24 protein-coding genes are annotated in these 24,396 nt (G+C 71.5%); 9 read left to right on the top strand and 15 right to left on the bottom strand.

The features are described 5' to 3' along the window. Positions 1-8: 8 nt before the first annotated feature. Positions 9-1,712 (bottom strand): acyl-CoA dehydrogenase family protein, encoded by a 1,704-nt coding sequence (locus GUI43_RS14525; RefSeq protein WP_112699020.1) that lies wholly within the window; start codon positions 1,710-1,712, stop codon positions 9-11. 146 nt (positions 1,713-1,858) lie between these two features. Here GUI43_RS14525 and GUI43_RS14520 point away from each other — a divergent pair, with 146 nt between their 5' ends. Further along, positions 1,859-2,317 carry an Rv0361 family membrane protein gene (locus GUI43_RS14520; RefSeq protein WP_373861155.1) on the top strand — a complete coding sequence of 153 codons (459 nt, stop codon included), beginning with the start codon at positions 1,859-1,861 and terminating at the stop codon, positions 2,315-2,317. Continuing rightward, entirely contained in the window at positions 2,304-3,524 is a 1,221-nt protein-coding gene (locus GUI43_RS14515; protein WP_170158730.1) for a low temperature requirement protein A, read from the top strand. The genes GUI43_RS14520 and GUI43_RS14515 overlap by 14 nt, the downstream gene beginning before the upstream one ends. Here the strand turns inward: GUI43_RS14515 and GUI43_RS14510 are convergent. The 6 genes from GUI43_RS14510 to GUI43_RS14485 form a co-directional block, all read right to left on the bottom strand. Continuing rightward, on the bottom strand, positions 3,491-4,207 hold the full coding sequence (locus GUI43_RS14510) for a thymidine kinase (protein ID WP_112699018.1): 717 nt from the start codon (positions 4,205-4,207) through the stop codon (positions 3,491-3,493). The genes GUI43_RS14515 and GUI43_RS14510 overlap by 34 nt on opposite strands. 56 nt (positions 4,208-4,263) lie before the next feature. Then, positions 4,264-5,655 (bottom strand): MFS transporter, encoded by a 1,392-nt coding sequence (locus tag GUI43_RS14505; RefSeq protein WP_112586969.1) that lies wholly within the window; start codon positions 5,653-5,655, stop codon positions 4,264-4,266. A 17-nt stretch (positions 5,656-5,672) separates the two neighbouring features. Next, entirely contained in the window at positions 5,673-6,440 is a 768-nt protein-coding gene (locus tag GUI43_RS14500; RefSeq protein WP_112586971.1) for a glycerophosphodiester phosphodiesterase family protein, read from the bottom strand. A gap of 262 nt (positions 6,441-6,702) precedes the next feature. Then, complete coding sequence (locus GUI43_RS14495) at positions 6,703-7,662, bottom strand: SDR family NAD(P)-dependent oxidoreductase (protein WP_112699017.1); 960 nt, start codon at positions 7,660-7,662, stop codon at positions 6,703-6,705. Between the two features lie 48 nt (positions 7,663-7,710). Beyond that, entirely contained in the window at positions 7,711-8,286 is a 576-nt protein-coding gene (locus GUI43_RS14490) for a TetR/AcrR family transcriptional regulator (RefSeq protein WP_146765907.1), read from the bottom strand. Positions 8,287-8,342: 56 nt separating this feature from the next. Next, the gene (locus GUI43_RS14485; RefSeq protein WP_112699015.1) at positions 8,343-9,113 is read right to left on the bottom strand and encodes a lysophospholipid acyltransferase family protein; all 771 of its coding nucleotides are present in this window, start codon (positions 9,111-9,113) and stop codon (positions 8,343-8,345) included. A 162-nt stretch (positions 9,114-9,275) separates the two neighbouring features. Between GUI43_RS14485 and GUI43_RS14480 the strand changes: the two genes are divergently transcribed. From GUI43_RS14480 to GUI43_RS14470, 3 genes are all read left to right on the top strand, one after another. Further along, complete coding sequence (locus GUI43_RS14480) at positions 9,276-10,688, top strand: cytochrome ubiquinol oxidase subunit I (protein ID WP_170158729.1); 1,413 nt, start codon at positions 9,276-9,278, stop codon at positions 10,686-10,688. A 14-nt stretch (positions 10,689-10,702) separates the two neighbouring features. Further along, entirely contained in the window at positions 10,703-11,701 is a 999-nt protein-coding gene (gene cydB, locus GUI43_RS14475) for a cytochrome d ubiquinol oxidase subunit II (RefSeq protein WP_112586980.1), read from the top strand. Between the two features lie 73 nt (positions 11,702-11,774). Then, positions 11,775-12,968, top strand: a complete 1,194-nt coding sequence (locus GUI43_RS14470; RefSeq protein WP_211326696.1) for a GNAT family N-acetyltransferase — start codon at positions 11,775-11,777, stop codon at positions 12,966-12,968. 121 nt (positions 12,969-13,089) lie between these two features. Here GUI43_RS14470 and GUI43_RS14465 read toward each other — a convergent pair whose 3' ends face one another. Next, positions 13,090-13,530: a winged helix DNA-binding protein gene (locus GUI43_RS14465; protein ID WP_112602404.1), complete on the bottom strand. Its 441-nt coding sequence runs from the start codon at positions 13,528-13,530 to the stop codon at positions 13,090-13,092. A 97-nt stretch (positions 13,531-13,627) separates the two neighbouring features. Here GUI43_RS14465 and GUI43_RS14460 point away from each other — a divergent pair, with 97 nt between their 5' ends. Then, positions 13,628-14,080 (top strand): MarR family winged helix-turn-helix transcriptional regulator, encoded by a 453-nt coding sequence (locus GUI43_RS14460; protein WP_112699014.1) that lies wholly within the window; start codon positions 13,628-13,630, stop codon positions 14,078-14,080. 6 nt (positions 14,081-14,086) lie between these two features. On the opposite strand, the gene GUI43_RS14455 is transcribed toward GUI43_RS14460, so the two are convergent. From GUI43_RS14455 to GUI43_RS14445, 3 genes are all read right to left on the bottom strand, one after another. After that, positions 14,087-14,770, bottom strand: a complete 684-nt coding sequence (locus GUI43_RS14455) for a hypothetical protein (RefSeq protein WP_112586986.1) — start codon at positions 14,768-14,770, stop codon at positions 14,087-14,089. An 83-nt stretch (positions 14,771-14,853) separates the two neighbouring features. Beyond that, positions 14,854-15,315, bottom strand: coding sequence for a peroxiredoxin (locus GUI43_RS14450; protein WP_283016231.1), 462 nt, complete (start codon positions 15,313-15,315; stop codon positions 14,854-14,856). A 45-nt stretch (positions 15,316-15,360) separates the two neighbouring features. Then, on the bottom strand, positions 15,361-16,194 hold the full coding sequence (locus tag GUI43_RS14445) for a patatin-like phospholipase family protein (protein ID WP_112699012.1): 834 nt from the start codon (positions 16,192-16,194) through the stop codon (positions 15,361-15,363). 88 nt (positions 16,195-16,282) lie between these two features. On the opposite strand from GUI43_RS14445, the gene GUI43_RS14440 reads away from it, so the two are divergent. Next, entirely contained in the window at positions 16,283-17,011 is a 729-nt protein-coding gene (locus GUI43_RS14440; RefSeq protein WP_112699011.1) for an SDR family oxidoreductase, read from the top strand. Positions 17,012-17,074: 63 nt separating this feature from the next. Here GUI43_RS14440 and GUI43_RS34925 read toward each other — a convergent pair whose 3' ends face one another. From GUI43_RS34925 to GUI43_RS14430, 3 genes are all read right to left on the bottom strand, one after another. Beyond that, on the bottom strand, positions 17,075-17,200 hold the full coding sequence (locus GUI43_RS34925) for an MFS transporter small subunit (RefSeq protein WP_256442137.1): 126 nt from the start codon (positions 17,198-17,200) through the stop codon (positions 17,075-17,077). Beyond that, the gene (locus tag GUI43_RS14435) at positions 17,197-18,645 is read right to left on the bottom strand and encodes an OFA family MFS transporter (RefSeq protein WP_249037752.1); all 1,449 of its coding nucleotides are present in this window, start codon (positions 18,643-18,645) and stop codon (positions 17,197-17,199) included. Before GUI43_RS14435 ends, GUI43_RS34925 begins: the two co-directional genes overlap by 4 nt. 263 nt (positions 18,646-18,908) lie before the next feature. Next, positions 18,909-20,336 carry a DHA2 family efflux MFS transporter permease subunit gene (locus GUI43_RS14430; protein ID WP_112602408.1) on the bottom strand — a complete coding sequence of 476 codons (1,428 nt, stop codon included), beginning with the start codon at positions 20,334-20,336 and terminating at the stop codon, positions 18,909-18,911. Positions 20,337-20,437: 101 nt separating this feature from the next. Between GUI43_RS14430 and GUI43_RS14425 the strand changes: the two genes are divergently transcribed. After that, a complete protein-coding gene (locus tag GUI43_RS14425; protein ID WP_112602409.1) occupies positions 20,438-21,115 on the top strand; it encodes a TetR/AcrR family transcriptional regulator in 678 nt (225 codons plus the stop codon). A 36-nt stretch (positions 21,116-21,151) separates the two neighbouring features. Here GUI43_RS14425 and zwf read toward each other — a convergent pair whose 3' ends face one another. Next, on the bottom strand, positions 21,152-22,531 hold the full coding sequence (gene zwf, locus GUI43_RS14420; RefSeq protein WP_112699010.1) for a glucose-6-phosphate dehydrogenase: 1,380 nt from the start codon (positions 22,529-22,531) through the stop codon (positions 21,152-21,154). A 213-nt stretch (positions 22,532-22,744) separates the two neighbouring features. On the opposite strand from zwf, the gene GUI43_RS14415 reads away from it, so the two are divergent. Further along, on the top strand, positions 22,745-24,340 hold the full coding sequence (locus tag GUI43_RS14415; RefSeq protein ID WP_249037751.1) for a beta-N-acetylhexosaminidase: 1,596 nt from the start codon (positions 22,745-22,747) through the stop codon (positions 24,338-24,340). Positions 24,341-24,396 lie beyond the last annotated feature (56 nt).

Raw genomic sequence — 24,396 nt, 5'->3', positions numbered from 1 at the left:
CCGGCCGGTCAGCAGAGCAGGTCGAGGTGGTGGTGGGCGTCCTCGGCGATCTCCTCGTGCCGCAGCCAGCGGCGCGCCCACAGTCGGGCGGCCAACTCCGCCTGCTCGTCGCCCCACGCGGCGTGCTCGACGAGCAACGCGGTGGTCAGCGCGTACGCCAGGCGCAACGCCAGACCGCGGGCGCCCGCGAGCACCGCCGACGCACCCGGGTCGACGGTCACCGCGGTGATGGTCTCCGCCAACTGCGCGGCGGCGGTGGCCAGGGTGTCGGCCAGCACCGGCGACAGCGGCCGCGCCAGGTCGGCGGCGGCGGCCAGCCGGCTCAGCAGCGGCGCACCGGCGTCCTCCCGGGTCAACGCGCGCAGCACGTCCAGGGCCAGCACATTGGTGGTGCCCTCCCAGATCGGCAGCACCTGGGCGTCGCGCAGCAGCCGGGGCACGCCGGTGTCCTCCACGTAGCCGGCACCGCCGAAGCTCTCCACGTACTCGCTGGCGGAGCTGACGGCGAGCCGGCCGGTGGCCAGCTTCGCCAGCGGCGCCACGATGCGCAGCTCGGCGGCGGCCTCCGGGTCGGCGCCGACCTCGACCCGCCCGAGCAGGGCGAAGGCGTGCCCGGCCAGAGCGAACGCGCCCGCCGCGTCGACCGCGAGGGTGCCGAGGGTGGCCCGGTGCAGGGGCGAGGACACCAGCGGGCCGCCGGCGACGTGCCGGACCTCGGCGTACGCGCGGGCGTAGGCGAGACCGCGTCGCATCCCGCCGGCCGCGGCCGCGGCGTTGTGCACCCGGGTCACCACGACGAGGGTCATCGCCCGGACCAGACCGGGCACCGCCGGGTCACCCAGCGGGAGGGCGTACGCGTCGTGCAGGCCGATCTCGGCGGTGGGCAGCGCCCGGGTGCCGAGCTTGTCCTTGAGCCGGTGCACTGTGACACCCGGTGCGGGTGCGCCCGGCGCCGCACCGTCGGCCAGCGGTGAGTCGACCGCGTACCGGGGAACGAGGAACGGGGCGAGCACCCGGCTGCCCCGCCCGGCGCCCTCCGGCCGGGCCAGCGCCACCGCCATCGCCGCGTCGGCGGCGGAGCAGAACCACTTTTCCCCGGTCAACCGCCACGAACCGTCCGCCGCGGGTCGGCCGAGCGTGCTGGAGCGGCCCAGATCGGAGCCGCCCTGCGACTCGGTCATCCACTGCCCGCTGGTGATCGCCGTGGCCGGGTCCGTGGAGATCAACCGGGGCAGCCACGCGTCGCGGACCGTGGCGTCGACGTCGGGCATGCTGAGCAGCGCCGCCGCCCCGTCGGCCATCGCCACCGGGCAGGAGAACGTCGCCGACTCCGGCCCGTACAGGTGCAGCAGGGCGTGCTGAACGACCCGCGCGGCGGCACCCCAGGTGCCCCGGGCGTCCGGCAGGTAGGGCAGCGCCACCACGGCGTGCCGGGCGGCGGCGGCCCGCTGCGCCTGCCAACCGGCGGAGGTGTCGATGCGGTCGATCCGGGCACCCCACGGGTCGTAGCGGACCAACGTCGGCGGGTGCGCCTCCGCGTCGGCGTGCGCCGCGCGCAGCGGCCCGGCGACGTCGGCGGCCAGGTCTGCGAGACGGCCCTTCGCGGCGGCGTGCCCGCCCGGGCCGAGGTGACGCTCCAGCCAGGACCGCAGCAGGCCATCGCCGGCGTACGGGTCGACGGGAGGTGGTACCGGCTGCACGAAGCGGCTCATCGATCGGCTCCTGGCACTGCTCGGGGGTGTGCGCCGACGGTAGACGATGCGAGGCCGCCGCGAACAGGGCACACCCGCCCATCGGGCGCACCCAGTTTCCGGCTTGTCGCCCGTCGGCGTGAGCGTCTTCTCTACGGTCGGTAGTCGTGGGTGCGGGGCAGTCGTGGAGCCGACCGGCCCGGCGTCACCGCCCGATGCGCACCGGGTTGGCGTTCGCCGGGTTCGGCGTGGCGCTGTGCTGCGTGGGGGTGGCCGGGTTGGGCGCCTGGAACCTGCAGACCGTCCGGCAGGCCGCCGGCCCGATCCGGGAGACCGCCGACGGTTTCCTCAGCGAGGTGGCCCTCGGCGACAGCGACCGGGCGTACGAGCGGCTCTGCGAGGACGCGCGCAGCCGCTGGAGCGCGATCGGCTTCACCAGTTGGGTGCGGACACCACCGATGGTCACCGACTACGAGATCACCGACGTGTCGGTCGCCACCCGCAGCGGACGACCGCACGGCACGGTGACCGTGAAGGTGACCCGCGACGGTGGAATCAGCGAAGAACGTCGCCTGCCGGTGGTCCGTGAGGACGGGAACTGGCGGGTGTGCGGTGACCCCTTCTGAGCCCCCGGTCGCCGCCCCGCTACGCCCACAGCTGCTGCGACCACGCGAAGGGGTGCAGCCGACCACCTCGACGGAACTCTTCTTCGACCTGGTCTTCATCTTCACCATCACCCAGTTGTCGCACTACCTGATCGCGCACCTGGACTGGCGGGGCGCCGGGCGTACCGCCCTGTTGCTGGCGCTGGTGTGGTTCGTCTGGGTCTACACCACCTGGGTGACCAACTGGCTGCAACCGGACCAGGGGCCGGTGCGGACGATGTTGATCGGGGTGACGCTGGGCAGCCTGCTGTTGTCGGCGGCGATCCCGGAGGCGTTCGGCTCGACCGGTCTGCTCTTCGCGGTGGTCTACGTGACCGTGCAGGTGGGACGCACCCTGTTCTCGTTGTGGGCGGTACAGGGCAGCCCGTGGCTGGTCGCCGGCTTCCGGCAGTCGCTGCCGTGGATCGCCGGGACGTCACTGCTCATGCTCCTCGGTGGCCTGGTCGGCGGGGCCGCGCGCGAGGCCGTGTGGGCGGCGGTGATCGTGATCGAGGTGGTCGGCCTCTCGATCGGCTATCCGCTGCCGCGGCGGGGACGTAGCCGACCCGAGCGGTGGATGGTGGAGGGAGGGCACCTGGCCGAACGGTGCGCGGCGTTCGTCCTGATCGCGCTGGGGGAGTCGATCCTGGTCACCGGCAGCACCCTCACCTCGCACGTGGACCTGGTGACGTCCGGGGCATTCCTGCTGGCGTTCGGCGGTTCGGTGGCGCTGTGGTGGGTGTACTTCGCCCGCTCGGCCTCGGCCGCCACGGAGGTCATCGCCCAGGCCGGAGAGCGCACCGGCGCATTGAGCCGAGTCGCTTTCAACTACCTGCACCCGGTGATCGTCGCCGGGGTCGTCGTCACGTCGGCGGCCGACGAGCGGTTGCTGCGCGAGCCGGGCGCGCCGGCCACCACGGTCGACGTGCTGCTCACCCTCGGAGGTCCCGCGCTGTTCCTGGCCGGGCACGCCGCCTACAAGGCGCTGCTGTGGCGGACCCTGCCGACCAGCCGGCTCACCGCGGTGGTGGTCCTGCTGGCCCTGATGCCGGTCGGTGTGGTGCCGGGGGCACCCGTCGCGGTGTGCGCCGCGGTGGCGTTGGCGGTGACTGTCGCCGTGATCCTGACCGACCGGGCGTCGGCGCGGCGGGCGTCTCAGTCGCGGGGGCCGAGGTCGCCGCTGCGGTAGTGCCGGCGGCAGAGCACCTGGTAGCGCACCTCGGCGGTGTCGACGGTGTCGCCGATGACGACCTGTGCGCCCTCACGGACGACCCGCCCGTCGACGACCCGGGCGTTGAGCAACCCTTCGCGGCCGCACCAGCAGAGCACCTCGACCTGGATGCGGGCCACCTCGTCGGCCAGCTCGAACAGGCGTTGCGTGGCGGGGAACAGCCGCGACCGGAAGTCGGTGGCCAGGCCGAACGCGAACACGTCGACGTCGTAGCTGTCCACCAGCTCGGCCATCTGCTCGACGTGCTCGACGGTGTAGAAGCACGCCTCGTCGCAGATCAGGTAGTCGACGCGTACCCCGTCGGCCCACCGGCCGCGCACCAGGGCCCGCAGGTCCAGGTCGTCGGTGACCTCGATGGCCTCGTGGGCCAGGCCGATGCGGGTGGTGACCTGTGGTCCCAGCGACCGGTCGATGCGGGTGGTGACCAGCCCGCGCCGGCCCTGCCGGGCGTGGTTGTAGTTCATCTGCAACGCCATCGTGGACTTGCCGCAGTCCATCGGCCCCCAGAAGAACTTCAACGCCGCGGCGTGCACCGGACGCCCGTCGAGCCCGCGCGCGGCCGCGCACCCGGCCGGGGCGTGCGGCTGGCCGGGGAACGGGTGGGCCAGGCAGGTCGGGGCGGTGGCGGCGTCGTCGGTCACGGTCGGGCAGCCTAGCCGATCGACCGTGCCTGATCTGTTGGGTGCGGGACGCGTGCTCAGAGCACCCGGGGTGGTGTGTTGCCCGCGGCCACGATGGCACGGCGGATCGGCACGGCGGCGAGGAGCAGGAACCCGACGATGAAGAAGATCAGCAGTGAGACCAGGCCCACCCGGTACGAGGAGGTGAGCTGGAACACCAGGCCGAAGGCGAGCGGGCCGAGCCAGCTGGTGCCCTTGTCGCTGATCTCGTAGAAGCCGTAGTACTCGCCCTCCTTGCCGGCCGGGATGAGCTGGCTGAACAGCGACCGGCTCAGCGCCTGGCTGCCGCCGAGAACCAGGCCGATGGCCGCGCCGAGGACCATGAACGGCACCGGCGCCTCGGCGGGAAGCCGGAACGCGGCGATGATCACACCGGTCCAGAGCACCAGGCTGAGCAGCACGGTCTTCCAGGCGCCAATCCGCTTGGCCAGCGCGCCCAGGCTCAACGCGCCGCCGAAGGCGAGGAACTGCACCAGCAGGATCGTGATGATCAGGGTGCTCTGCTCCAGCCGCAACTCCTCGGTGCCGTACTGGCTGGCCAGGGTGATGACGGTCTGGATGCCGTCGTTGTAGACCAGGAACGCCAGCAGGAAGTACAGCGTCAACGGGTACGCCTTGACCTCGCGCATGGTGCGGGCGAGTTGCCGGAACCCGTCGGTGAGCACGTTGCCGCCACTGGCCAGGGCCGCGACGCTGGGGCGTTCGCGCAGCCAGCGCAACGGCACCAGCGTGAACAACGCCCACCACACGCCGGCGGACACGATCGACCAGCGGGCCAGGTCCAGGGTGCGTTGCGGGTTGTCGCCCTCGTCGAGCAGGGTGATCGCGACGAGGTTGAGTGCCAGCAGCAGACCGCCGCCGAGGTAGCCCAGCGCCCAGCCGCGACTGGAGATGCCGTCGCGTTCGTCGGGGCCGCCGAGCTGCGGCAGGAACGAGTTGTAGACCACGATCGCCGCGCCGAAGGAGATGTTGGCGACCAGGAAGAGCGCCCCGCCGAGCAGGTAGCGGTCACCGGTGACGAAGGCCATCGCGATGGTGGCGCCGGCGCCGGTGAACGCGGCGCCGCCGAGCAGCCGCTTCTTGTGTGCCGAGCGGTCGGCGATCGCCCCGATGACCGGCAGCACGAACACGGTGAGGAACACCGACAGCGAGATCAGGTACGGGTAGTAGGACCCGGCGGCGATCTTGATTCCCAGGGGGTAGACGGAGCCGTCGCAGGAGTCCGCGCCGAGTTCGCAGCCGGCCGCCAACTCGGCGACGGTGGTCAGGAACGGGCCGAGGAACACGGTGATCACGGTGGTCTGGAACGCGGAGTTGGCCCAGTCGTAGATGTACCAGCCCCTGCGCTCCCGGCGGGTGCTCGCCGGAGGCGGGGTGTCGTCCACCGTGGGGGTCACGGTCTCGGCCATCGGGGGTCCTTCGATGGTCAGGCGGCCCAGTGGCCGCGGCTGCGGTAGACGTCGCGCAGCACGCCGACGTGATCGGTCATGATGCCATCCACGCCACGATCCAGTAAGTCGTGCATCTGGGCTGGTTCGTCGATCGTCCAGACGTGCACCTGCAGGCCGATCCGGTGGCAGTAGTCGAGGAACCGGCGGTCCACCACCGGCACCCGCCCGTAGTGGGGCGGCACCTGCGCGGCGACCACCGACGGGGGCAGCCGCAGTGGCCGCCCGTGCAGGGAGGCAAGCCGCAGCCGGGCGACGCCGCGCATGCCCAGGCTGGTGGCGACCCGACCCTCGGTGAGCGCGCGCAGCCGGGTCAGCCGGGCGTCGCTGAACGAGGCGAGCAGCACCCGGTCGCCGGCGCCGGCCCTGGTCACGGTCGCGACCGTCGGCTCGACGCCGCCGTCGGCCTTCACGTCGATGTTGAAGCGGACCTGCGGCCACGCCCCCAACACCTCGTCGAGTCGGGGTACGACGGCAGCGCCGCCAACCCGTACCGAGGCGAGGTCGGCCCAGCTCATGTCGGCGATGCGTCCCGCCTCACCGGTGACCCGGCGCAGCGTCGGGTCGTGGAAGATCACCGCCACGCCGTCCGCTGTGGCGTGCACGTCGGTCTCCACGTACCGGTAGCCCAGCCCGATGGCCCGGGTGAACGCCTCGGTGGTGTTCTCGTCGCCCTCGGCGGCGCCGCCACGGTGGGCGAACGCCAGCGGCGCCGGCGCGTCGAGGTAGCCGAATCGGGTCAACACGCGACGCAGTATGCCCCCGGTTGGTGGCCGGCGGGTGGCCGGCCGGCGTCTGTCGCCCGCTCGCGCCGCCGCCCCGCCCGGTGATCGACTCGGCTTCCTGAAAGTCGGGGCGTGTCCGGGGCGCGGGCATGCCCCGGTTTGCAGGAAACCGAGTCGATCTTCCTGCCTGTCTCAGCTCCAGTCAGTGTGGTAGCCGTCGTGGCGTAACAGGCCCAGCAGTTCGGCGTACGGCTCAGGTGCCCGGGCACGTGAGCCGATCCGGTCAGCGCCCCAGGAGCCGCAGCGTCTCGTCCCAGAGGACGTCGGCGTCCTTGTCATCGAGGGCGTACGGGAGCACGCCGCTCCTGCCGTCGGCCCGCTCGGCGATGACCGGGGCCTCGTTGCCGTCCTCGAAATAGCGGCCGGTCACACCCTCGACCTCGGGGCTGGCGGCCAGCAGGACCGAGGTGGCCGCGCCCTGCTGGGGGGTCTTCCAGCCCGGCGGTACCTCCAGGCGGTTGCCCTGCTCGTCGAGCGCGCCGACCCAGCGCAACTGCGCGTCGTCGAGGTGCCGTTGCAGGTTGGTCATGATGCCGCCGGGGTGCAGGGCGTTGGCCGTGATGCCGTCGGCGGCCCACTTCTTGGCCAGGGCGACGGTGAACAGGATGGTGGCGGTCTTCGACTGGCCGTACGCCGACCACGCCTCGTAGGGGCGGGCGGTGAAGTGGATGTCGTCGAAAACGACCGGGGACTGCTGGTGGGCCGACGAGCTGACGACGACGATGCGGGCGCCCCGCGCGGCGGCCAGCGCGTCGCGCAGGCCCAGGGTCAGTGCGGCGTGACCGAGGTGGTTGATGGCGAACTGCGCCTCCCAGCCGTCGGCTGTCCTGGTCAGCTCGGGCACGGCCATGATGCCGGCGTTGTTCACCAGGATGTGCAGCGGGCCTGTCCAGCCGGCCACGAAGGCGTCGATGGAGGCGCGGTCGGCCAGGTCGAGGTGGTCGACCCGGACCTTGCCGGGCGCCCCGCCGGCCGTGATGTCGGCGGCAGCGCGCTCACCGGCGGCGGTGTCGCGGACGGCCAACGTGACCTCGGCGCCGGCGTCGGCCAGTGCGCGGGCGGTCTCCAGGCCGATCCCGGACGCGCCGCCGGTGACGATGGCCCGCCGGCCGGTGAGGTCGACGCCGTCGATCACCTCAGCGGCGGTCGACTGAGCCGAGTACGGCGTGATGATTCGTGACATTTCGGGCCTCCAGGGGTGCAAGATCATGGCGTTTCGGGGCGGGGCGTGTCAGCGGTGGAGCAGCCGCAGAGCCCGGCGCAGCCGGTCGCGGAACTCGTCCCTGGAGGTCGAGGTCGACTTCCAGGTGAGCGCCGCGGAGAAGAGCAGGTCCATGACGTCGTCCGCGGTCCGTCCCTCGTCGAGCAGACCAGCCGGGGCAGCGGCGTCGATGTGGGCTCGCAGCGCCGCCTGAGCCCGCACCTGGTAGTCGTGGAACATCGAGCCCAGCTGCGGCTCGCTGTTCTCCAGCAGGTCGTTGAGGTCGCGGGCCATCTGGGTGTCGATGTACGAGCCCATCAGGGCGTCCAGCCCCGCCACGACCCGCTCGTCGAAGCTCGTCGACTGGTCGGCGAGGCAGGCTTCCATGGCGTGCTGGGCGCGTTCCATGACGCCCTGCATGGTGGCGCGGTACAGCTGCTCCTTGTTGGGGAACATCAGGTACAGGCCCGGCCGGGAGATGCCCGCCGCCTTGGCGACCGCCTCCATCGACGTCTTCTGGAAGCCGTAGCGCCCGAACACCGCGACCGCCGCCGCCAGGACGGCGGCGCGCTTCGGGTCCTCGGCATCCATCTCTGCAGTGCTCACGCTAGACAGATTAGACGGTTTTCCAAAAGTTGTCTAACGCGTTCACCGGGTAGGCCTCAGGCCGAGCGTCGGTGGACGCGACTGCTGTCGCTCGGGCGGCCGGGGTCGATGTGTCGGGGCAGGTCCGGCTCGTCGGGGCGCAGCGGGGCGAGGGTGTCGGTGAGCGCGTCGATGATCCGGTCGGTGGCGCGGCGGGCCGCGCCTGGGTGGGCCGCAGCCGTCTCGCCCAGGTCGACGGGGGTGCCGAAGTGCACCCGGATCACCGGTCGACGCCACAGCGAGCGGGCGATGCCCCGCAGCATTCCGCGGGGCGCCTGGTAGGGCAGCACCTCGTGCGAGCCCCACTGGGCGACCGGGACGACCGGGGCGCCGCAGGCCAGGGCGAGGCGGGCGGCGCCGGTCTTGCCACGTTCGGGCCACAGGCCGGGGTCCAGGCCGATGCGCCCCTCGGGGTAGATGAGGATCACCGAGCCGCGGGCGACGGCCGTGGCGGCGTCGTCGAGGGCCCGGTGCACGGCGCTGGTGCCCCGGTCGACCCGGATGTGCCCGGCGTGGCGCATGGCGGCACCGAACACCGGGACGCGGAACAGTCCGGCGGTCGCCATGATCCGCGGAGCGACGCCACGGGTCTGGCAGGCGGCGGCCATGACCACCGGGTCGAACGGGCTGATGTGGTTGGCGGCCAGCACGAGCGGGCCGCGACGCAGGTGCGCCGGGACATCGCCGGTGACCTCGAGGCGGGCGAGCAGGCCGACCAGGCCCCGGGCCAGCAGCAGGGCCGCGCGCCAGATCAGCGGCGGCCGCCAGGTGGTGTGTGCGGTGTTCATCAGCGCGCCATCGTCGCACGCCCCGGCAGGGCTGCGAGGGCGGGTCGGGTGATCAGGGTCATTGGTCCCGGGTGCGTTCGGGCCGCCCGGCCCTGCCCAATCCTCTACGACGAGCAGTAGTATTTACTACGTCGCGTAGTACGGATGGTTGGGGGTTTTCAGGTGGACGCGTTGGACGTTGCCCGCTGGCAGTTCGGTGTCACCACCGTCTACCACTTTCTCTTCGTACCGCTGACCATCGGCCTCTCCGTGCTGGTGGCCATCCTGCAGACGATGTGGCACCGCACCGGCAACGAGCGCTACCTCAAGCTCACCAAGTTCTACGGCAAGCTGTTCCTGATCAACTTTGCCATGGGCGTGGTCACCGGAATCGTGCAGGAGTTCCAGTTCGGCATGAACTGGAGCGACTACTCCCGCTTCGTCGGCGACGTCTTCGGCGCACCCCTGGCCATCGAGGCGCTCGTCGCGTTCTTCCTCGAATCCACCTTCATCGGCCTGTGGATCTTCGGCTGGGACCGGCTGCCCAAGCGGGCGCACCTGGCCAGCATCTGGGCCGCCGCGATCGGCACCAACCTCAGCGCGTACTTCATCCTCGCGGCGAACTCGTTCATGCAGAACCCGGTCGGCTACCGGATCAACGCGGACACCGGTCGCGCCGAGCTGACCGACTTCCCGGCCGTGCTGACCAACAAGGTCGCCCTGATCACCTTCCCACACACCCTGGCCGGCTCGTTCCTGGTCGCCGGGTCGCTGGTCACCGCCGTGGGCCTGTGGCACGTCATCCGCAACCGCGGCTCGGCCGACACCGGCGCGTACCGCTTCGCCACCAAGTTCGGCTCCTGGGTGGTCCTGGTCGCCTCCGCGGCCGTGCTGTTCACCGGCGACATCCAGGGCAAGATCATGACCGACGTGCAGCCGATGAAGATGGCCGCCGCCGAGGGCCTCTACACGACCGAGAGCCCCGCCTCGTTCTCCGTGCTCACCGTCGGCAGCCTCGACGGCAGCCGCGAGGTGTTCGCCATCAAGATCCCGTACCTGCTGTCTTACCTGGGCACCGGCGACCCGAACGGCACCGTGCACGGCATCAACGACCTGCAGGCCCAGTACGCCACCCAGTACGGCGCGGGCAGCTACACCCCGATCATCCCGGTCACCTACTGGAGCTTCCGCTTCATGATCGCCTTCGGGATGGCGGCCGGCGCGATCGCCCTGCTGGTGCTCTGGAGCCAGCGCAAGGGCCGCACCCCGAGCAGCAAGTGGCTGCTGCGCGCCGGGCTGGCCATGCCGGTGCTGCCGTTGCTGGCCAACTCCTTCGGTTGGATCTTCACCGAGATGGGCCGTCAGCCGTGGATCGTCTTCGGCGAGATGCTCACCCGCAACGGGGTGTCCCGCAGCGTCTCGTTGGCCGAGGTGCTCACCTCGTTCACCGCCTTCACGCTGATCTACGCCACCCTCGCCGTGATCGAGGTCAAGCTGCTGCTGCGCTACGCCAAGGCCGGCGTGCCGGACGTCAGCGAGCAACCCCCCACCGACGACACCGACGACGCCGAGCGCCCGCTCGCCTTCGCCTACTGATCCCGGAGCCCATCGTGGAACTGACCACCATCTGGTTTCTCCTCGTCGCCGTGCTGTTCACCGGGTACTTCATCCTGGAGGGCTTCGACTTCGGCGTCGGCATGCTGCTGCCCGTGCTCGGCCGCGACGACCGGGAACGCCGCGTCCTGATCAACACCATCGGCCCGGTCTGGGACGGCAACGAGGTGTGGCTGATCACCGCCGGTGGCGCCATGTTCGCCGCGTTCCCCGAGTGGTACGCCACCCTCTTCTCCGGCTTCTACCTGCCGCTGCTGCTGATCCTGCTGGCCCTGATCGCCCGGGGGGTCGCCTTCGAGTACCGGCACAAGCGCCCCGAGGCGTCCTGGAAGCGCCGCTGGGACGCGGCGATCGTGGTCGGCTCGCTGCTGCCGGCGATCCTGTGGGGCGTCGCCTTCGCCAACATCCTGCGCGGCGTGCCACTGGACGCCGACCACGAGTACGTCGGCGGCCTGCTGAACCTGCTCAACCCGTACGCCCTGCTGGGCGGCGCAACCACCCTCGCGCTGTTCCTCACCCACGGCGCGGTGTTCATCGCCCTGAAGACCACCGGCGACATCCGCGAGCGCGCGGGCGCGCTCGCCGTGCGCCTGGGTGTGGGCGCCGCCGTGCTCGCGGTCGGGTTCCTGACCTGGACGTTGAGCATCCGCTCCAGCGCGGCCGCCGTCGTGCTCGCCGTCGGCGCGGCCCTCGCCCTGCTCGGTGGTCTGGCCGCCGCCCGGGTACGCCGGGAGGGCTGGGCGTTCACCGGCACCGCCGTGGCGATCGGTCTCGCGGTGGCGACCCTGTTCGCGGCGCTGTTCCCGAACGTGCTGCCCTCCACCCTGGACGCGGCCGGCACGCTGACGGCCACCAACGCCGCGTCCACCCCGTACACCCTGAAGATCATGACCTGGGTGGCGGTGATCTTCACACCGGTGGTGCTCGCCTACCAGGGGTGGACGTACTGGGTGTTCCGCAAGCGCATAGGCGTGGCCAACATCCCGCAGCACTGACCGACAGCCGCGGAGTCGCCGCCCGCCGGAAAAATTGGCGGTCCTCGGGAGTCGGCCCCGCTAGGGTGTCCCGATGCCCGACCCCGTGCACGTACGTGAACTCAGCACCGATGACCTCGACGCCGCCTGGGAGTTGGGACGGATCGCGTTCGGCTCCGCGGCGGAGCGACACGCCAGCACCACCGTCGCAGTGCCCGGCATGAGCCGCTACGGCGCGTTCGACGACGCCGGTCGGCTCGTCGGCAAGGCCGTCGACCTGCACCACGACCAGTGGTGGTCGGGCCGGGCGGTGTCAGCCGCCGACGTCGCCGGGGTGGCCGTCGCCCCCGAGGCCCGGGGTCGGGGCGTGGCCCGCGCCATGCTCACCGGTCTGCTGCGCGGGGCCTACGAGCGGGGGGCGGCGGTCAGCGCGCTCTACCCGACCGTCGCCGGCCCGTACCGGGCCTGCGGGTGGGAGGCCGCCGGTGTGCTGCGTACCGTCGATCTGGCCACCGCCGCGCTGCCCCGGCACCGGCCCTCCCCGGACCTGACCGTGCGGGCCGGCGCGGTGGCCGACCTACCCGCCGTCGCCGACCTGTACGAGCGGGTCGCCCGGCACCGCAACGGCATGCTGACCCGCCGGGGTGAGCTGTACGACTTCTTCGCCGCCGACCGGGGCCTGCCCGGCGACGGGGTCACCCTCGTCGAGGCCGACGGCGAGCTGGTCGGCTACGCCACCTGGCAGCGGGGCCGGGGCTACGGGTCCGACTCGGTGCTCACCGTCGACGAGGCGCTGGCCGTCACCGCCGAGGCAGCCCGGGAACTCGTCGGGGTGCTCGGCAGTTGGGCCAGCGTCGCGCCGGCCCTGCGGCTGTGCCCGCTCGACGGCGACGCCGTCAGCACCGTCCTGCCGTTGGAGTCGGCCCGTGACCACGAGCGGGACCTGTGGATGCACCGACCGGTCGACGTCGCCCGCGCGGTGAGCGCGCGGGGGTGGCCCACCCACGCCCGGGGCACCGTCGACTTCGGCCTCGTCGACCCGCTCGCCGACTGGAACACCGGCACCTGGCGGTTGACCGTCGCCGACGGCGCCGCCGAGCTGACCCGGATCGACGCCGACGCGGACCTGCGGCTGGACGTGCGCGGTTTCGCCCTGCTCTACGCCGGAGCGGCGCAGGCCCGGTCGGTCGCGCAGGCCGGCCTGCTGCACCACAGCCCGGGTGTCGACCCGGCCGCGCTCGACCTGCTCGGCGCGGGAGGGCCCGCACAATTGCTCGACTACTTCTGACCGACCGGTCCGGCCCGTTGGCCGCCGCCAGGTTGGTGTTGACCGACCAGGCCCGGTCGGTGGGCTGCTGACAGGTTGGCCGGATCGGGCCGAGCCCGCGCACCCGTCGGGCTCTTGCCCGTCAGGTCGGGGTCGCGGCCAGTTCGGCGTTGGCGCGCTGGGTGACCACTGTGAGCGCCCGGGCGGCGGCACTCGCCTCGTCGGTGGGGATGTCCGCGTAGAGGCGGGCGCTGATGTCCGCGACGGCGTCGGCGATGCGGGCCTGCACGGCGTGACCGGCGTCGGTGAGCCGCAGCCGTGGTGCGTCGTCGTCTGCCTGGGCGAGGTTCGCGTCGACGAGGGTGGCGAGCACCCGTTGCACCTCCTGTTCGTCGACCTTGAGGGTGCTGGTGATCCGGTGCGTGAGGTGGGCGCGTTCGGCCGGGCCTTTGGCGAGGACGTTGAGGGCGAGCACCTGGTTGAACTCGACGCCGAGGGGAGCGGTGGCCCGTTCGAGCAGGGCCCGGGTGGCGTAGTGGGCCTGGCCGATGACCTGGCCGTTGAGGGTGGGGATGGTGGACATGACGCCTCCTTCGATACGTTGGCAGAACCAACGTTGGTCGCACCAACGTAACACCCGATCGTGGGTCGCGCCAACGATTACTGGTAGGCTGCGCCGCATGGACAACGCGGCCCCGCAGTCACCCGCCGGGCTCAGCACCAGCCCGAGCTGGCTGCTCAACCAGACCGCCAGTCACGCCGCCCGTCTGCTCAGCGAGGGCTTCGCCGCGCACGACCTGCGCGGCTACCACTACCGACTGCTCGCCAGCCTGGCCGAGGACGGGCCCGCGAGCCAGGCCGACCTCGGCCGGCGCTGCGGGATCGACCGCAGCGACGTGGTGGCTGCCATCAACGACCTGGCCGGCCGAGGGCTCGTGGTGCGCGCCCCCGACCCGGCCGATCGCCGCCGCAACGTCATCAGCGCCACCGACGGCGGCGCCGACGAGGCCCGCCGGATGGGCGCGACCCTCGAGCGCGTCCAAGCCGACCTGCTCGCCCCGCTGTCCGCCACCGAGCGCGAGCAGCTGACGCGACTGCTCACCCGACTGCTGCGCCACCACAGCCGGCACTGACCCGCCTCAGCGGGCCTCGCGCAGCTCCGCCAGCCGGGCCTCGATCTCGGCCAGCTCGGCGCGCAGCTTCTCGGCCTGCTGCTCCGCCTCGGCCCGCTCGGTGCCCAGGATCTGCTCCACCGCCTCCTGCACCCCCGGCACGTCGACCAGAGCGACCATCTTCAACGCCTCCGCCGGCTTCACCACGTACGGCTTCGCCAGTGCCTTGCTGCCCTGCTGCGCGGCGACGGTCCACTCACCGTCGGCGTACGCCAGGGTCACGGTGAGGCCCGCGGGGCCCTTCGGCTTGACGGCCTTGACCGCCCGCCGCGCCGGCGGCTTCTCCGTCTGCTCCACCTTCGGCTCCTCCTGTCGCTGCGCGGGCACCCGCGGCGTGTCCAACACGAACTCCGGCGCGGCCGCCGCTGGCGGTTCGGGCTCGGGCTCCGGCTTCGGCTCCACCACTCGACGAGTGACGCCCTTGGGCGCCACGGCCAGGTCGGCGGGGGAGAACGGCAACTCGTCGCGGCCGAAGCGCACCACCACGAACTCGTCGGACACCTCGGGGTCGGTCAGCTCGATCACCTGACCGACCTGACCGGCGATCTGCCCCGCCGACGCGGTGAACACCACCCGCGGTTTACGCCCGGCCGCCAACGACTCCCGGATGCTCTGCACCTCGCTAGTGGACAAACCCTGGCCGGCATCCATCACAACCCTCTTCCGTACACCTGTTTGATTGCTGTCTTGATACCAGCCGGCTGCGACACCCGTCGCACGGGGCTCACGCCCGCTCAGCCGCCCAGCGCCCGCAGCGCCCGGTCCGCGTGGTCGTTCATGCTGACCTCGCTGTGGATCACCTCGATGACCCGCTGGTCGGTGCCGATGACGAACGTCATGCGCTTCATGCTCAACGGCCCCAACGGCACCCGCCGCTTGACCCCGAACTGCTGGGCCACCGCGCCGTCGGCGTCCGACAGCAGCGGATAGTCGAAGCCGTGCAGCTTCGAGAATTCGGCCTGCTTCGCCACCGGGTCGCGGCTGATGCCCACCCGTGTCGCGCCCAGCGCCGTGAACTCCGCCGCGAGGTCGCGGAAGTGGCAGCTCTCCGCCGTGCATCCCCGGGTCATCGCCGCCGGGTAGAAGAACAGCACCACCGGCCCGGCCGCCAGGAACTCCGACAGCCGCCGCGGCGTTCCCGTCTCATCCGGCAGCTCGAAATCCTGCACCACGTCGCCGACACCCACACCCGCCACCGCGCACCTCCATCGTCTGATCGACCGCGCGGTGAGCGTAAGCGATCACGCCCAGAGCGCCGCCACCTCGTCGGCCACCACGTCGGCCTGGCTCCGCCCGGCTCGCGCCGCGCCCGCACGCCGGGCCGGGTCCAGCACGTTGCGGCCGATCGCGGTGCGCGCCGCCGCGTCCGGCGTCAGCACCACCACCCGCGACCCGGCCGCCCGCAAGGCGTCCACCTGCGCCGACAGCCGTGGCATCGGCCCGAACGCCGCCGATGTCGGCGCGAGCACCAGCACCCTGCGCGCGTCCGCCGCCAGGTCCGCGTTCACCGTCGAGCGCATCCCACCGTCGACGAAGCGGCGCGCGCCGATCGTCACCGGCGGCCACACCCCGGGCACCGCGCAACTCGCGCCCACCGCGTCCACCAGGGACACGCCGCTGTCGCGGTCGAACACCACGAACTCACCGGACGACGCGTCCACCGCCGTGATCAGCAGCCGTCGCTGCGGCCACTCCCGGTCCGGCAGACGGGCCTCGATCACCACGCGCCGCGACGCCTCCGACTGGGTACGCGCCGCCACCGCCATCGCCCCGATCCGGGCTCGCGAGCGCACCGCGTCGCGGGTCCGCCCACCGGCCCAGATCAGCCGCGCCAGCGTCGCGTAGCCCAACCGTGCCGCCAGCTCACGCGACGGCGGCGCCAACTGCTCGCTGTAGAAACGCTCGACGGGCAACCCGGAGCACACCTGCGCGCCGACCAACGAACCCGCCGACGTGCCCACCACCAGGTCCGCCTCGGTGACCGGCACACCCCGCTCGACCAACCCGGCCAGCAGCCCCAACTCCCAGGCCACCCCGGTCACCCCGCCACCGCCGAGCACCAACGCGCGCTGCATGTGACGCTCCTCTCGACGACCGACCCGCGCCGGTCACGGTAGCGTCGGCACGACCATCGCGCAGCCGTCAGACCCCCCGGGAGGCACCGTGGCACCCGTCACCGTCATCACCGGCGGCGGCCGCGGCATCGGCGCGGCCACCGCCCGCCGGCTCGCCACCGCCGGTCACCACGTCGCCCTGTGCTACCGCCGCGACGAGGCCGCCGCCACCGCCGTCCTGGCCGACCTGCGGGCTGCCGGCGCGCAGGCCATCGCGGTACGCGCCGACACCACCGACCCCGGGCAGGTGCACGCCCTGTTCGACGCGGCCGCCCAACTCGGCCCGCTCACCGGCCTGGTCAACAACGCCGGCGTCACCAGCCTGATCGGGCCGTTCACCGAGCTGCGTGTCGAGGACCTGCGCCGGGTCGTCGACGTCAACCTCGTCGGCTACGTCCTCTGCGCCCAGCAGGCCGCCCGCCGGCTCACCGACGGTGGGGCGATCGTCAACGTCTCGTCGGCGGCCGCGACCCTCGGCAGCCCGGGGGAGTACGTGCACTACGCCGCCGTGAAGGCCGCCACCGACACCCTCACCGTCGGCCTGGCCAAGGAACTCGCCCCGAAGGGCATCCGGGTCAACGCCGTGGCCCCCGGCATCGTGCGCACCGACATCCACGCCGACTCCGGGGTGCCCGACCGCGCCGACTCCGCCGTCGGTCGCATCCCGCTGGGCCGCGCCGGCGAACCCGACGAGATCGCCGCCGCCATCGCCTGGCTGCTCGGCCCGGACGCCTCGTACGCCACCGGGACCGTGCTGCGCGTCTCCGGCGGTCTCTGACCACGCCTTCACCCGGTCGGAGACCGCCGGGCGTTCACGCGGTCGGAGACCGCCGGATCCGGCTCAGTGGGTGAACAGCTTCGCCGCGGTGACGACGGTCTGGGCGACCCCGTAGCCGAGCAGCGCCGCCACCACCAACCAGGAGATCCACAACCGGGCCTGCTGCCCGGGTCGGCTGTCCTCACTCATCGCGTACCACTCCTCTGCGCCGTCGTGTCCTCGTCCACGTCCCGATCCGCGTTCTCATCCGTGCCCTGTTGCGGGTTCTGCTCCACCGCCGGTTCGTGGTAGCGCTGCGGCACCGGCCGCACCAGCAGGTTCGCCACGAAGCCAACGGCCAGCACAGCCACCATCGTGAACAGCGCCGGGCGGTACGCCGCGGCGGTCAGCGAGCCCGGCTCGCCCTGCGCGTCGAGGAACCCGTTGACGATCAGCGGACCGGCGATCCCCGCCGCCGACCACGCGGTCAGCAGCCGACCGTGGATCGCACCGACCTGGAAGGTGCCGAACAGATCCCGCAGGTACGCCGGCACGGTCGCGAAGCCACCGCCGTAGAACGACAGGATCACGCAGGCCAGCAGCACGAACAGGGCCGTCGAGGTCTGCCCGACGAGCGCCAGCAGCGCGTAGAGCACCATGCCGACACCCAGGTACACCAGGTAGATCGGTTTGCGGCCGATGACGTCCGAGGTGGACGACCACACGAACCGCCCGGCCATGTTGAACAGCGACAGCAGACCCACGAACCCGCCGGCCGCCGCGACTGTCACCGCCGAGGTGCCGTTGTCCCGGAAGAAGTCCTGGATCATCGGGCTGGCCTGTTCCAGGATGCCGATGCCGGCGGTCACGTTGCAGAACAGCACCACCCACAGCAGCCAGAAGGATCGGGTCTTCACCGCGTTCGCCGCCGACACGTTCGCCGTGGTGACCAGCGGCTTCGCCGCCACGCTGGCCGGGTCGAAGCCGGCCGGACGCCAGTCCTGCGCCGGCACCCGCACGTTCGCCACCCCGAACATCATGATCACGAAGTAGCCCAGGCCGAGGGTCACGAACAGCCACACCAGGGCGCTGCCCGACGCCGTCGACCCCGCGTTGGCCGGGTCGTAGCCGGCGTCGTAGAACGACAACAGTTGCCGCGACAGGGGAGAGGCGACCATCGCCCCACCACCGAACCCCATGATCGCCAACCCGGTGGCCAGCCCCGGCCGGTCCGGGAACCACTTGATCAGGGTGGAGACGGGGGAGATGTAGCCGATGCCCAGGCCGATGCCACCGAGCAGCCCGTAGCCCAGATACAACAGCCACAGCTGCTTCGTGGCGATGCCCAGCGAGCCCACCAGGAAACCCGCCCCCCAGAAACAGGCGGAGACGAACATGGCCTTCCGCGGCCCGTTCGCCTCCACCCAGGTCCCGGCGACCGCGGCGGACAACCCGAGCATCACGATCGCGATGCTGAAGATCACCCCGATCGCCGTCTGGCTGGTGTCGAAGTGGGCGATCAGCGAGTTCTTGTAGACGCTGGTCGCGTAGACCTGACCGATGCAGAGGTGGATGGCCAACGCCGCCGGGGGGATGAGCCACCGGCTGTAGCCGGGTGGGGCGACGGTGTGCCGACGATCGAGTGCGGAAAGCATGCGCTGCTTCCTCTCCGATGAGGACGAGAAACGTCGCACCCAACGTGCCCACACCACTCGTCAACGGCAAACCTCACCGTCGCCGGACGGTCGTTCCGCTGAGCTGAGCGGTCAGTCAGCGACCGCGCGGTGCGCGCCGTGATCGACTCGACTTCCGGAAGGTCGGGGTGTCGCGCAGGGCCGGACACCGCGACATGCCGGAGAACCGAGTCGATCACGGCGCTACTGGAGGCCTGCCGTGCCGGGCTTCCAGTAGCGCCGGCTCAGGCCGCGACCGCCGCCTCGGCGACCCGTTCGGCGTCGGGGCGCAGTTGCGGGGTGGCGAGCGAGATGACCAGGTTGACGATCGCGAAGACGGCGGCGATCAACAGCCCGCGGTGGAACCCGTCGACCAGCGCCTGCTGCTGACCGGCGCCGCGACTGAGCGCGTCGGTGACATGGGTGACCGACAGTGTGGTGACGATGGCCAACCCCAGCGCGCCGCCGACCTGGTACACGGCCGTGACCACACCGGACGCGGCACCGGCCTCATGGTGTTCGACGTCGGAGATCGCGGAGATCTGGGCGGGTACGCCCAACGTGGTGATGCCCAGACCGAACAGCAGCAGGCCGGGCAGCAACTCGCCGGCGTAGGAGCCGGTGGCGCTCGCCCCACTGAGCAGCAGAAGGCCGATCACGCTGAGCAGCGCGCCGATGATCTGCAGGGTGCGGGTGCCGAGTCGGTGCACCAGTTGGGTGGCGAGGGCGGCGCCGGCGATGGCCGTCGCACCCATCGGCAGGAACTGCAGGCCGGCGGTCAGCGGTGAGGCGCCGCGTACCTGCTGAAGGTAGATCGCGGTGAGGAAGAACATCGACAGGAACGCGGCCCCGTTGAGCGCCAGCGCCCCACTGGAGACACTCAGCGCCCGGGAGCGGAACAGCCGCAGCGGCACCAGCGGCGCGGTCGAGCGCGCCTCGACACCGACGAAGACCGCCAGCAGCGCGACCCCGCCGATGAGGGCGGTGAGCACCTGCGCCGAGCCCCAGCCGGCGGACTCGGCCCGGACCACGCCGAACACGACGGCGAGCAGGCCGGTGGTGCCGAGGACCGCGCCGAGCGCGTCGAAGGTGCGGGGGCCGGGCTGGGAGTGTCGTACGGCCGCCACGAAGGTCGGCACGATCGCCACGAGCGCGATGACGATGGGTACGTTGACGAAGAACACCCACCGCCAGTTCAGCGCGTCGACGAGCAGGCCTCCGGCGACCACGCCCAGGGTGCCGCCGAGCCCGGCGAGGGCACCCCAGATGCCCATGGCGATGTTGCGTTCCCGTCCGTGGGCGAACGTGACGGTGAGGATGGCCAGCGCCGCGGGGGAGAGCAACGCGCCGCCCAGACCCTGCACGGCGCGCGCGGCGATCAGCAGGCCGGGCGAGGTCGCGAGGCCGGCGAGCAGGGACATCGCCCCGAACAGCACCAGACCGACGATGAAGATCCGGCGGGCGCCGAGCAGGTCGGCGGCGCGACCGCCGAGCAGCAGGAAACCACCGAAGAGCAGGGTGTACGCGCTGATCACCCATTGCAGGTCGTCAGCGGTGAAGCGGAGATCGGTCTGGATGTTGGGCAGCGCCACGTTCACGATCGTCACGTCGAGGATGACGATGAACTGCGCCACCGACAGCACCGCCAGTGTTGCCCAGGGACTACGTCGCATGCCTATCCCATCGGAGAGAGGACGTCGCACGACGCGGTATACGCCGTACATCTACAACGTAGACTGGCGTGTGTACGTAGTACACTGGCCTGGTGGCCAGTATGAGCAAGGACACCCCGCAGCGTCTCGACCCCACAGCGATCGTCGCGAGCGCGTTGCGCATCGCCGACGCCGAGGGCCTGTCCGCGATCACCATCCGCCGGCTGGCCCAGGAACACGGCGTCACCCCGATGGCGCTCTACCGCCACTTCCGGGACAAGGGCGACCTGCTCGACGCGCTCGCCGCACGCCTGCTCGCCGACATCCGCCTGCCCGAGCCGACCACCGCACCCTGGGACGAGCAGGTCCGCGCCATCCTGGCCGCCTGCCTCGACGCGCTACGCCCACATCCCACCGTCGCCGGGCTCGTCCCCACCCGCATCCTGCTGTCCGAGCCGGGCCTGATCCTGGTGGAACGCCTCCTCGCCCTGCTCGACGGGGCGGGCTACCCCCCGGAGCAGGCCACCGAGATCGGCAGCCAGGCCCTCTGCTCCCTGGTGACCCTCGTCGCCACCGAACCCGGCGCGACCGAGAGCACCGACCCGGAGATCCGCGACGACGCCGTCCGCGCCAAGCGGGCGGCGCTGCAAGCGTTGCCGCCGCAGCGTTTCCCGCACGTCCTCGCCGCCGCCGACGCGCTCACCATCTGCGGTGACCGCGACGGCTACTACGACCTGGGCATCGAGTTCGCCGTCGCCGGCATCCGCGGCATCCGCCCGGCGACCCGTACCACCGGATGACGCACCCGCACCGCCCGCGAGCGGTGCGGCCCGCCGCTACCGCAGTTCCGGCAGGTGCCAGTCGCCGGCCAACGCGTCGGCGTCCGCCGGACCCCAGCTGCCCTTCTCGTACGACTGCACCGCCGTCGGCAGATCCAGGATCGGCTCGACGATGCGCCACTCCTGTTCGATCGTCTCGGCACGCGCGAAGCGCAGGTGCTGCCCGTCCATCGCATCGTCGAGCAGCCGCTCGTACGCCTCCTGCCGGCGACCGAAAGCCGAGCCGAAGTCGACGGACAGGTCCACCGGACGGCTCGCCACCTCAGCACCCGGGCTCTTCGCCTGGATCGACATCGTGATGCCGTCACCGCGCCCGAGGCGGAACCGCAGCAGGTTCGCCGCCCTCGCCGTGCCCCGCTCGGCGGGGATCAGCGAGCGCTGCGGCTGCTTGAACTCGACCACGACCTCCGTCGCCGTCCCCGGCAGGGACTTACCGGTGCGCAGGTAGAACGGCACGCCCGCCCAGCGGGGGGAGTCGACAGTCAACCGGGTCGCCACGAACGTCTCCGTGTTCGAGCCCGCAGCCACGCCGGGCTCGTCGCGGTAACCGGCGTACTGCCCCCGGACAGTGGACTCGGGCGACAGCGGTGCGATCTGCCGCAGCACCGCGGCCTCCGCCTCCCGGAACGCCGCGGTGTCCTCGCTGGCCGGCGCCTCCATCGCGATGAGCGCCACGACCTGCAGGATGTGGTTCTGCAGCACGTCCCGGGTCGCGCCCACCGTGTCGTAGAAGCCGGCCCGGCCCTGGGTGCCGAAACCCTCGGCGAGGGTCACCTGGATGTTGTCGATGTGCTCGTTGTTCCACAGCGGCTCGAACAGCCGGTTGGCGAACCGGAAGGCGTAGAGACCCTCGACGGCTTCCTTGCCGAGGTAGTGGTCGATGCGGAACACCCGCTCCGGCGCGAAGGCCGCGCCGAGGGTGCGGTCCAGCTCGCGGGAGGACTCCAGGTCACGCCCGAACGGCTTCTCCACGATCACTCGGCCCCGGTCGGCCAGACCCACGGCAGCCAGGCCCTCGACGACGGAGCCGAACACCGCCGGAGGGATCGCCAGGTAGAAGACCGGCCGCTCGGCGTCGCGCAGCCGCTCAGCCAGCCGCTGGTACGTCGTCGGGTCCGCGTAGTTGCCGGAGATCATCGAAAGGTTGTCCGCCAGCCGATCGAAGGTCTCGTCGTCGATCTCGTCATCGGCCTCGTTGACCGACTTGCGGGCCATGGTGACCAGTTGCTGATCATCCCAGGGGGAGCGGGCCACGCCGATCACCGGAACGTCGAGGCGGTCGCGCCGGGTCAACTCGTACAGCGCCGGAAACAGCTTCTTCGAGACGAGGTCTCCCGTGACGCCGAACAGCACTACCGCGTCTGAGCGCACGTGCATGGCACTTCCCATTCGATCATCCGAACCTGATCTTCCGAACGGACAACGGCACGACGCACCCCAGGAATTCCCCAGCGTGCGGCGTACGTGAGGTCGGTGACAACACTGTCTCGACGAGCCCTTATGTTAAGGAAGGTTTACAGTACAGGCGAAACGCCGGTAGCCTGCGACTCTAATCGACGAAGGTCGATCATGACGAGGCCTGGAGGTACCGTGCGTCGCCGACACACCACCACGCGGCTGCTGGCCATAGCCGCACTCGCGCTGCCAGTCATCCTGCCCGCAACACCCGCCGCCGCAGCACCCACCGCACCAGCCCGACACCTCAGCGACGTCATCCCCGCACCGGTCGAAACCCACCCCGACGCGCACAACACATTCCGGATCACCCCCCTGACCGTCATCCGCACCACCCCCGGCTCAGCCGCCGCCTGGCAGGTCGGCCACCAACTCGCCACCACACTGCGCCCCGCCACCGGCCACCCCCTGCCCGTCCTGCCCGTACGCTCCACCCCGCTACCCGAGATCGCCCTGCTCATCGGCGGCGCCGACGACCGCATCGGCCAACAGGGCTACCAGCTCGACGTCACCCGCCGCGGCGTCACGATCCGCGCCAACACCCCCGCCGGGCTGTTCGCCGGCACCCAGACCCTGCGCCAACTGCTCCCCGCCGAGATCGAGGCACCCGACCGGCAGCGGACCACCTGGACAGTCCCCGGCGGACGAATCGTCGACTACCCACGCTTCGCCTACCGAGGCGCGATGCTCGACCTCGCACGCCACTTCCACACCGTCGACGACATCACCGCCTACGTGGACCTGCTCAGCCAGTACAAAATCAACTACCTGCACCTGCACCTCACCGACGACCAGGGCTGGCGCATCCAGATCGACTCCTGGCCCCGCCTCACCACAGTCGGCGGCGGACCCGGCACCGGAGTCGACGGCGTCGGCCCCGGATACCTCACCAAGGCCGACTACAAGGCCGTCGTCGCCTACGCCGCCGCACGACACATCACGATCATCCCCGAGATCGACATGCCCGGACACACCAACGCCGCCCAGTCGACGTACCCCGAACTCAACTGCGACGGCGTCGCACCGCCCCCGCGCACCGACATCGCGGTCGGCTACAGCTCCCTCTGCATCAACGACGAACTCACCTACCGCTTCGTCGAGGACGTCATCCGCGAACTCGCCGCCATCACACCCGGACCATTCCTGCACATCGGCGGCGACGAAGCCCACGCCACCACCGACGAGGACTACCGCACCTTCATGAACCGGGTCCTGCCCCTGGTCGCCAAGTACGGCAAGCGCGCCTCCGGATGGAACGAGATCACCCAGTCCGACCTGCCCACCGACGCCGTCGCCCAGTTCTGGGGCACCGGCACCACCAACGCCAGCCTCGCCGCGGCCGCCGCCCGCGGCAACAAGATCATCATGTCACCGGCGAACAAGGCCTACCTGGACATGAAGTACGACGCCAACACCCGCCTCGGCCTGCGCTGGGCCGGCCTGATCGAGGTGTCCGACGCCTACGGCTGGGACCCCGCCACCCGGGTCACCGGCGTCGGCGAGAACGCCATCCTCGGCGTCGAGGCCCCACTGTGGTCCGAGACGCTGCGCACCCTCGACGACATCGAATACATGGCCTTCCCGCGCCTACCCGCGATCGCCGAACTCGGCTGGTCCACCACCGCCAGCCACGACTGGGAATCGTTCCGGACCCGACTGGGGGAGCAGGCACCCCGCTGGCGACTGCAACAGGTCGACTTCTACCCGTCCCTGCAGGTGCCCTGGATCTGACCCGTACCCCCGGCGCACGCCGTTCGTGGGCACCGGCCGACCCGGCCGGTGCCCAC

The organism is Micromonospora noduli (assembly GCF_003264365.1).
Lineage (GTDB): Bacteria > Actinomycetota > Actinomycetes > Mycobacteriales > Micromonosporaceae > Micromonospora > Micromonospora noduli.
The sequence above is the reverse complement of the archived record's forward strand: the minus strand, read 5'-3'. Positions and strand labels throughout refer to the sequence as shown.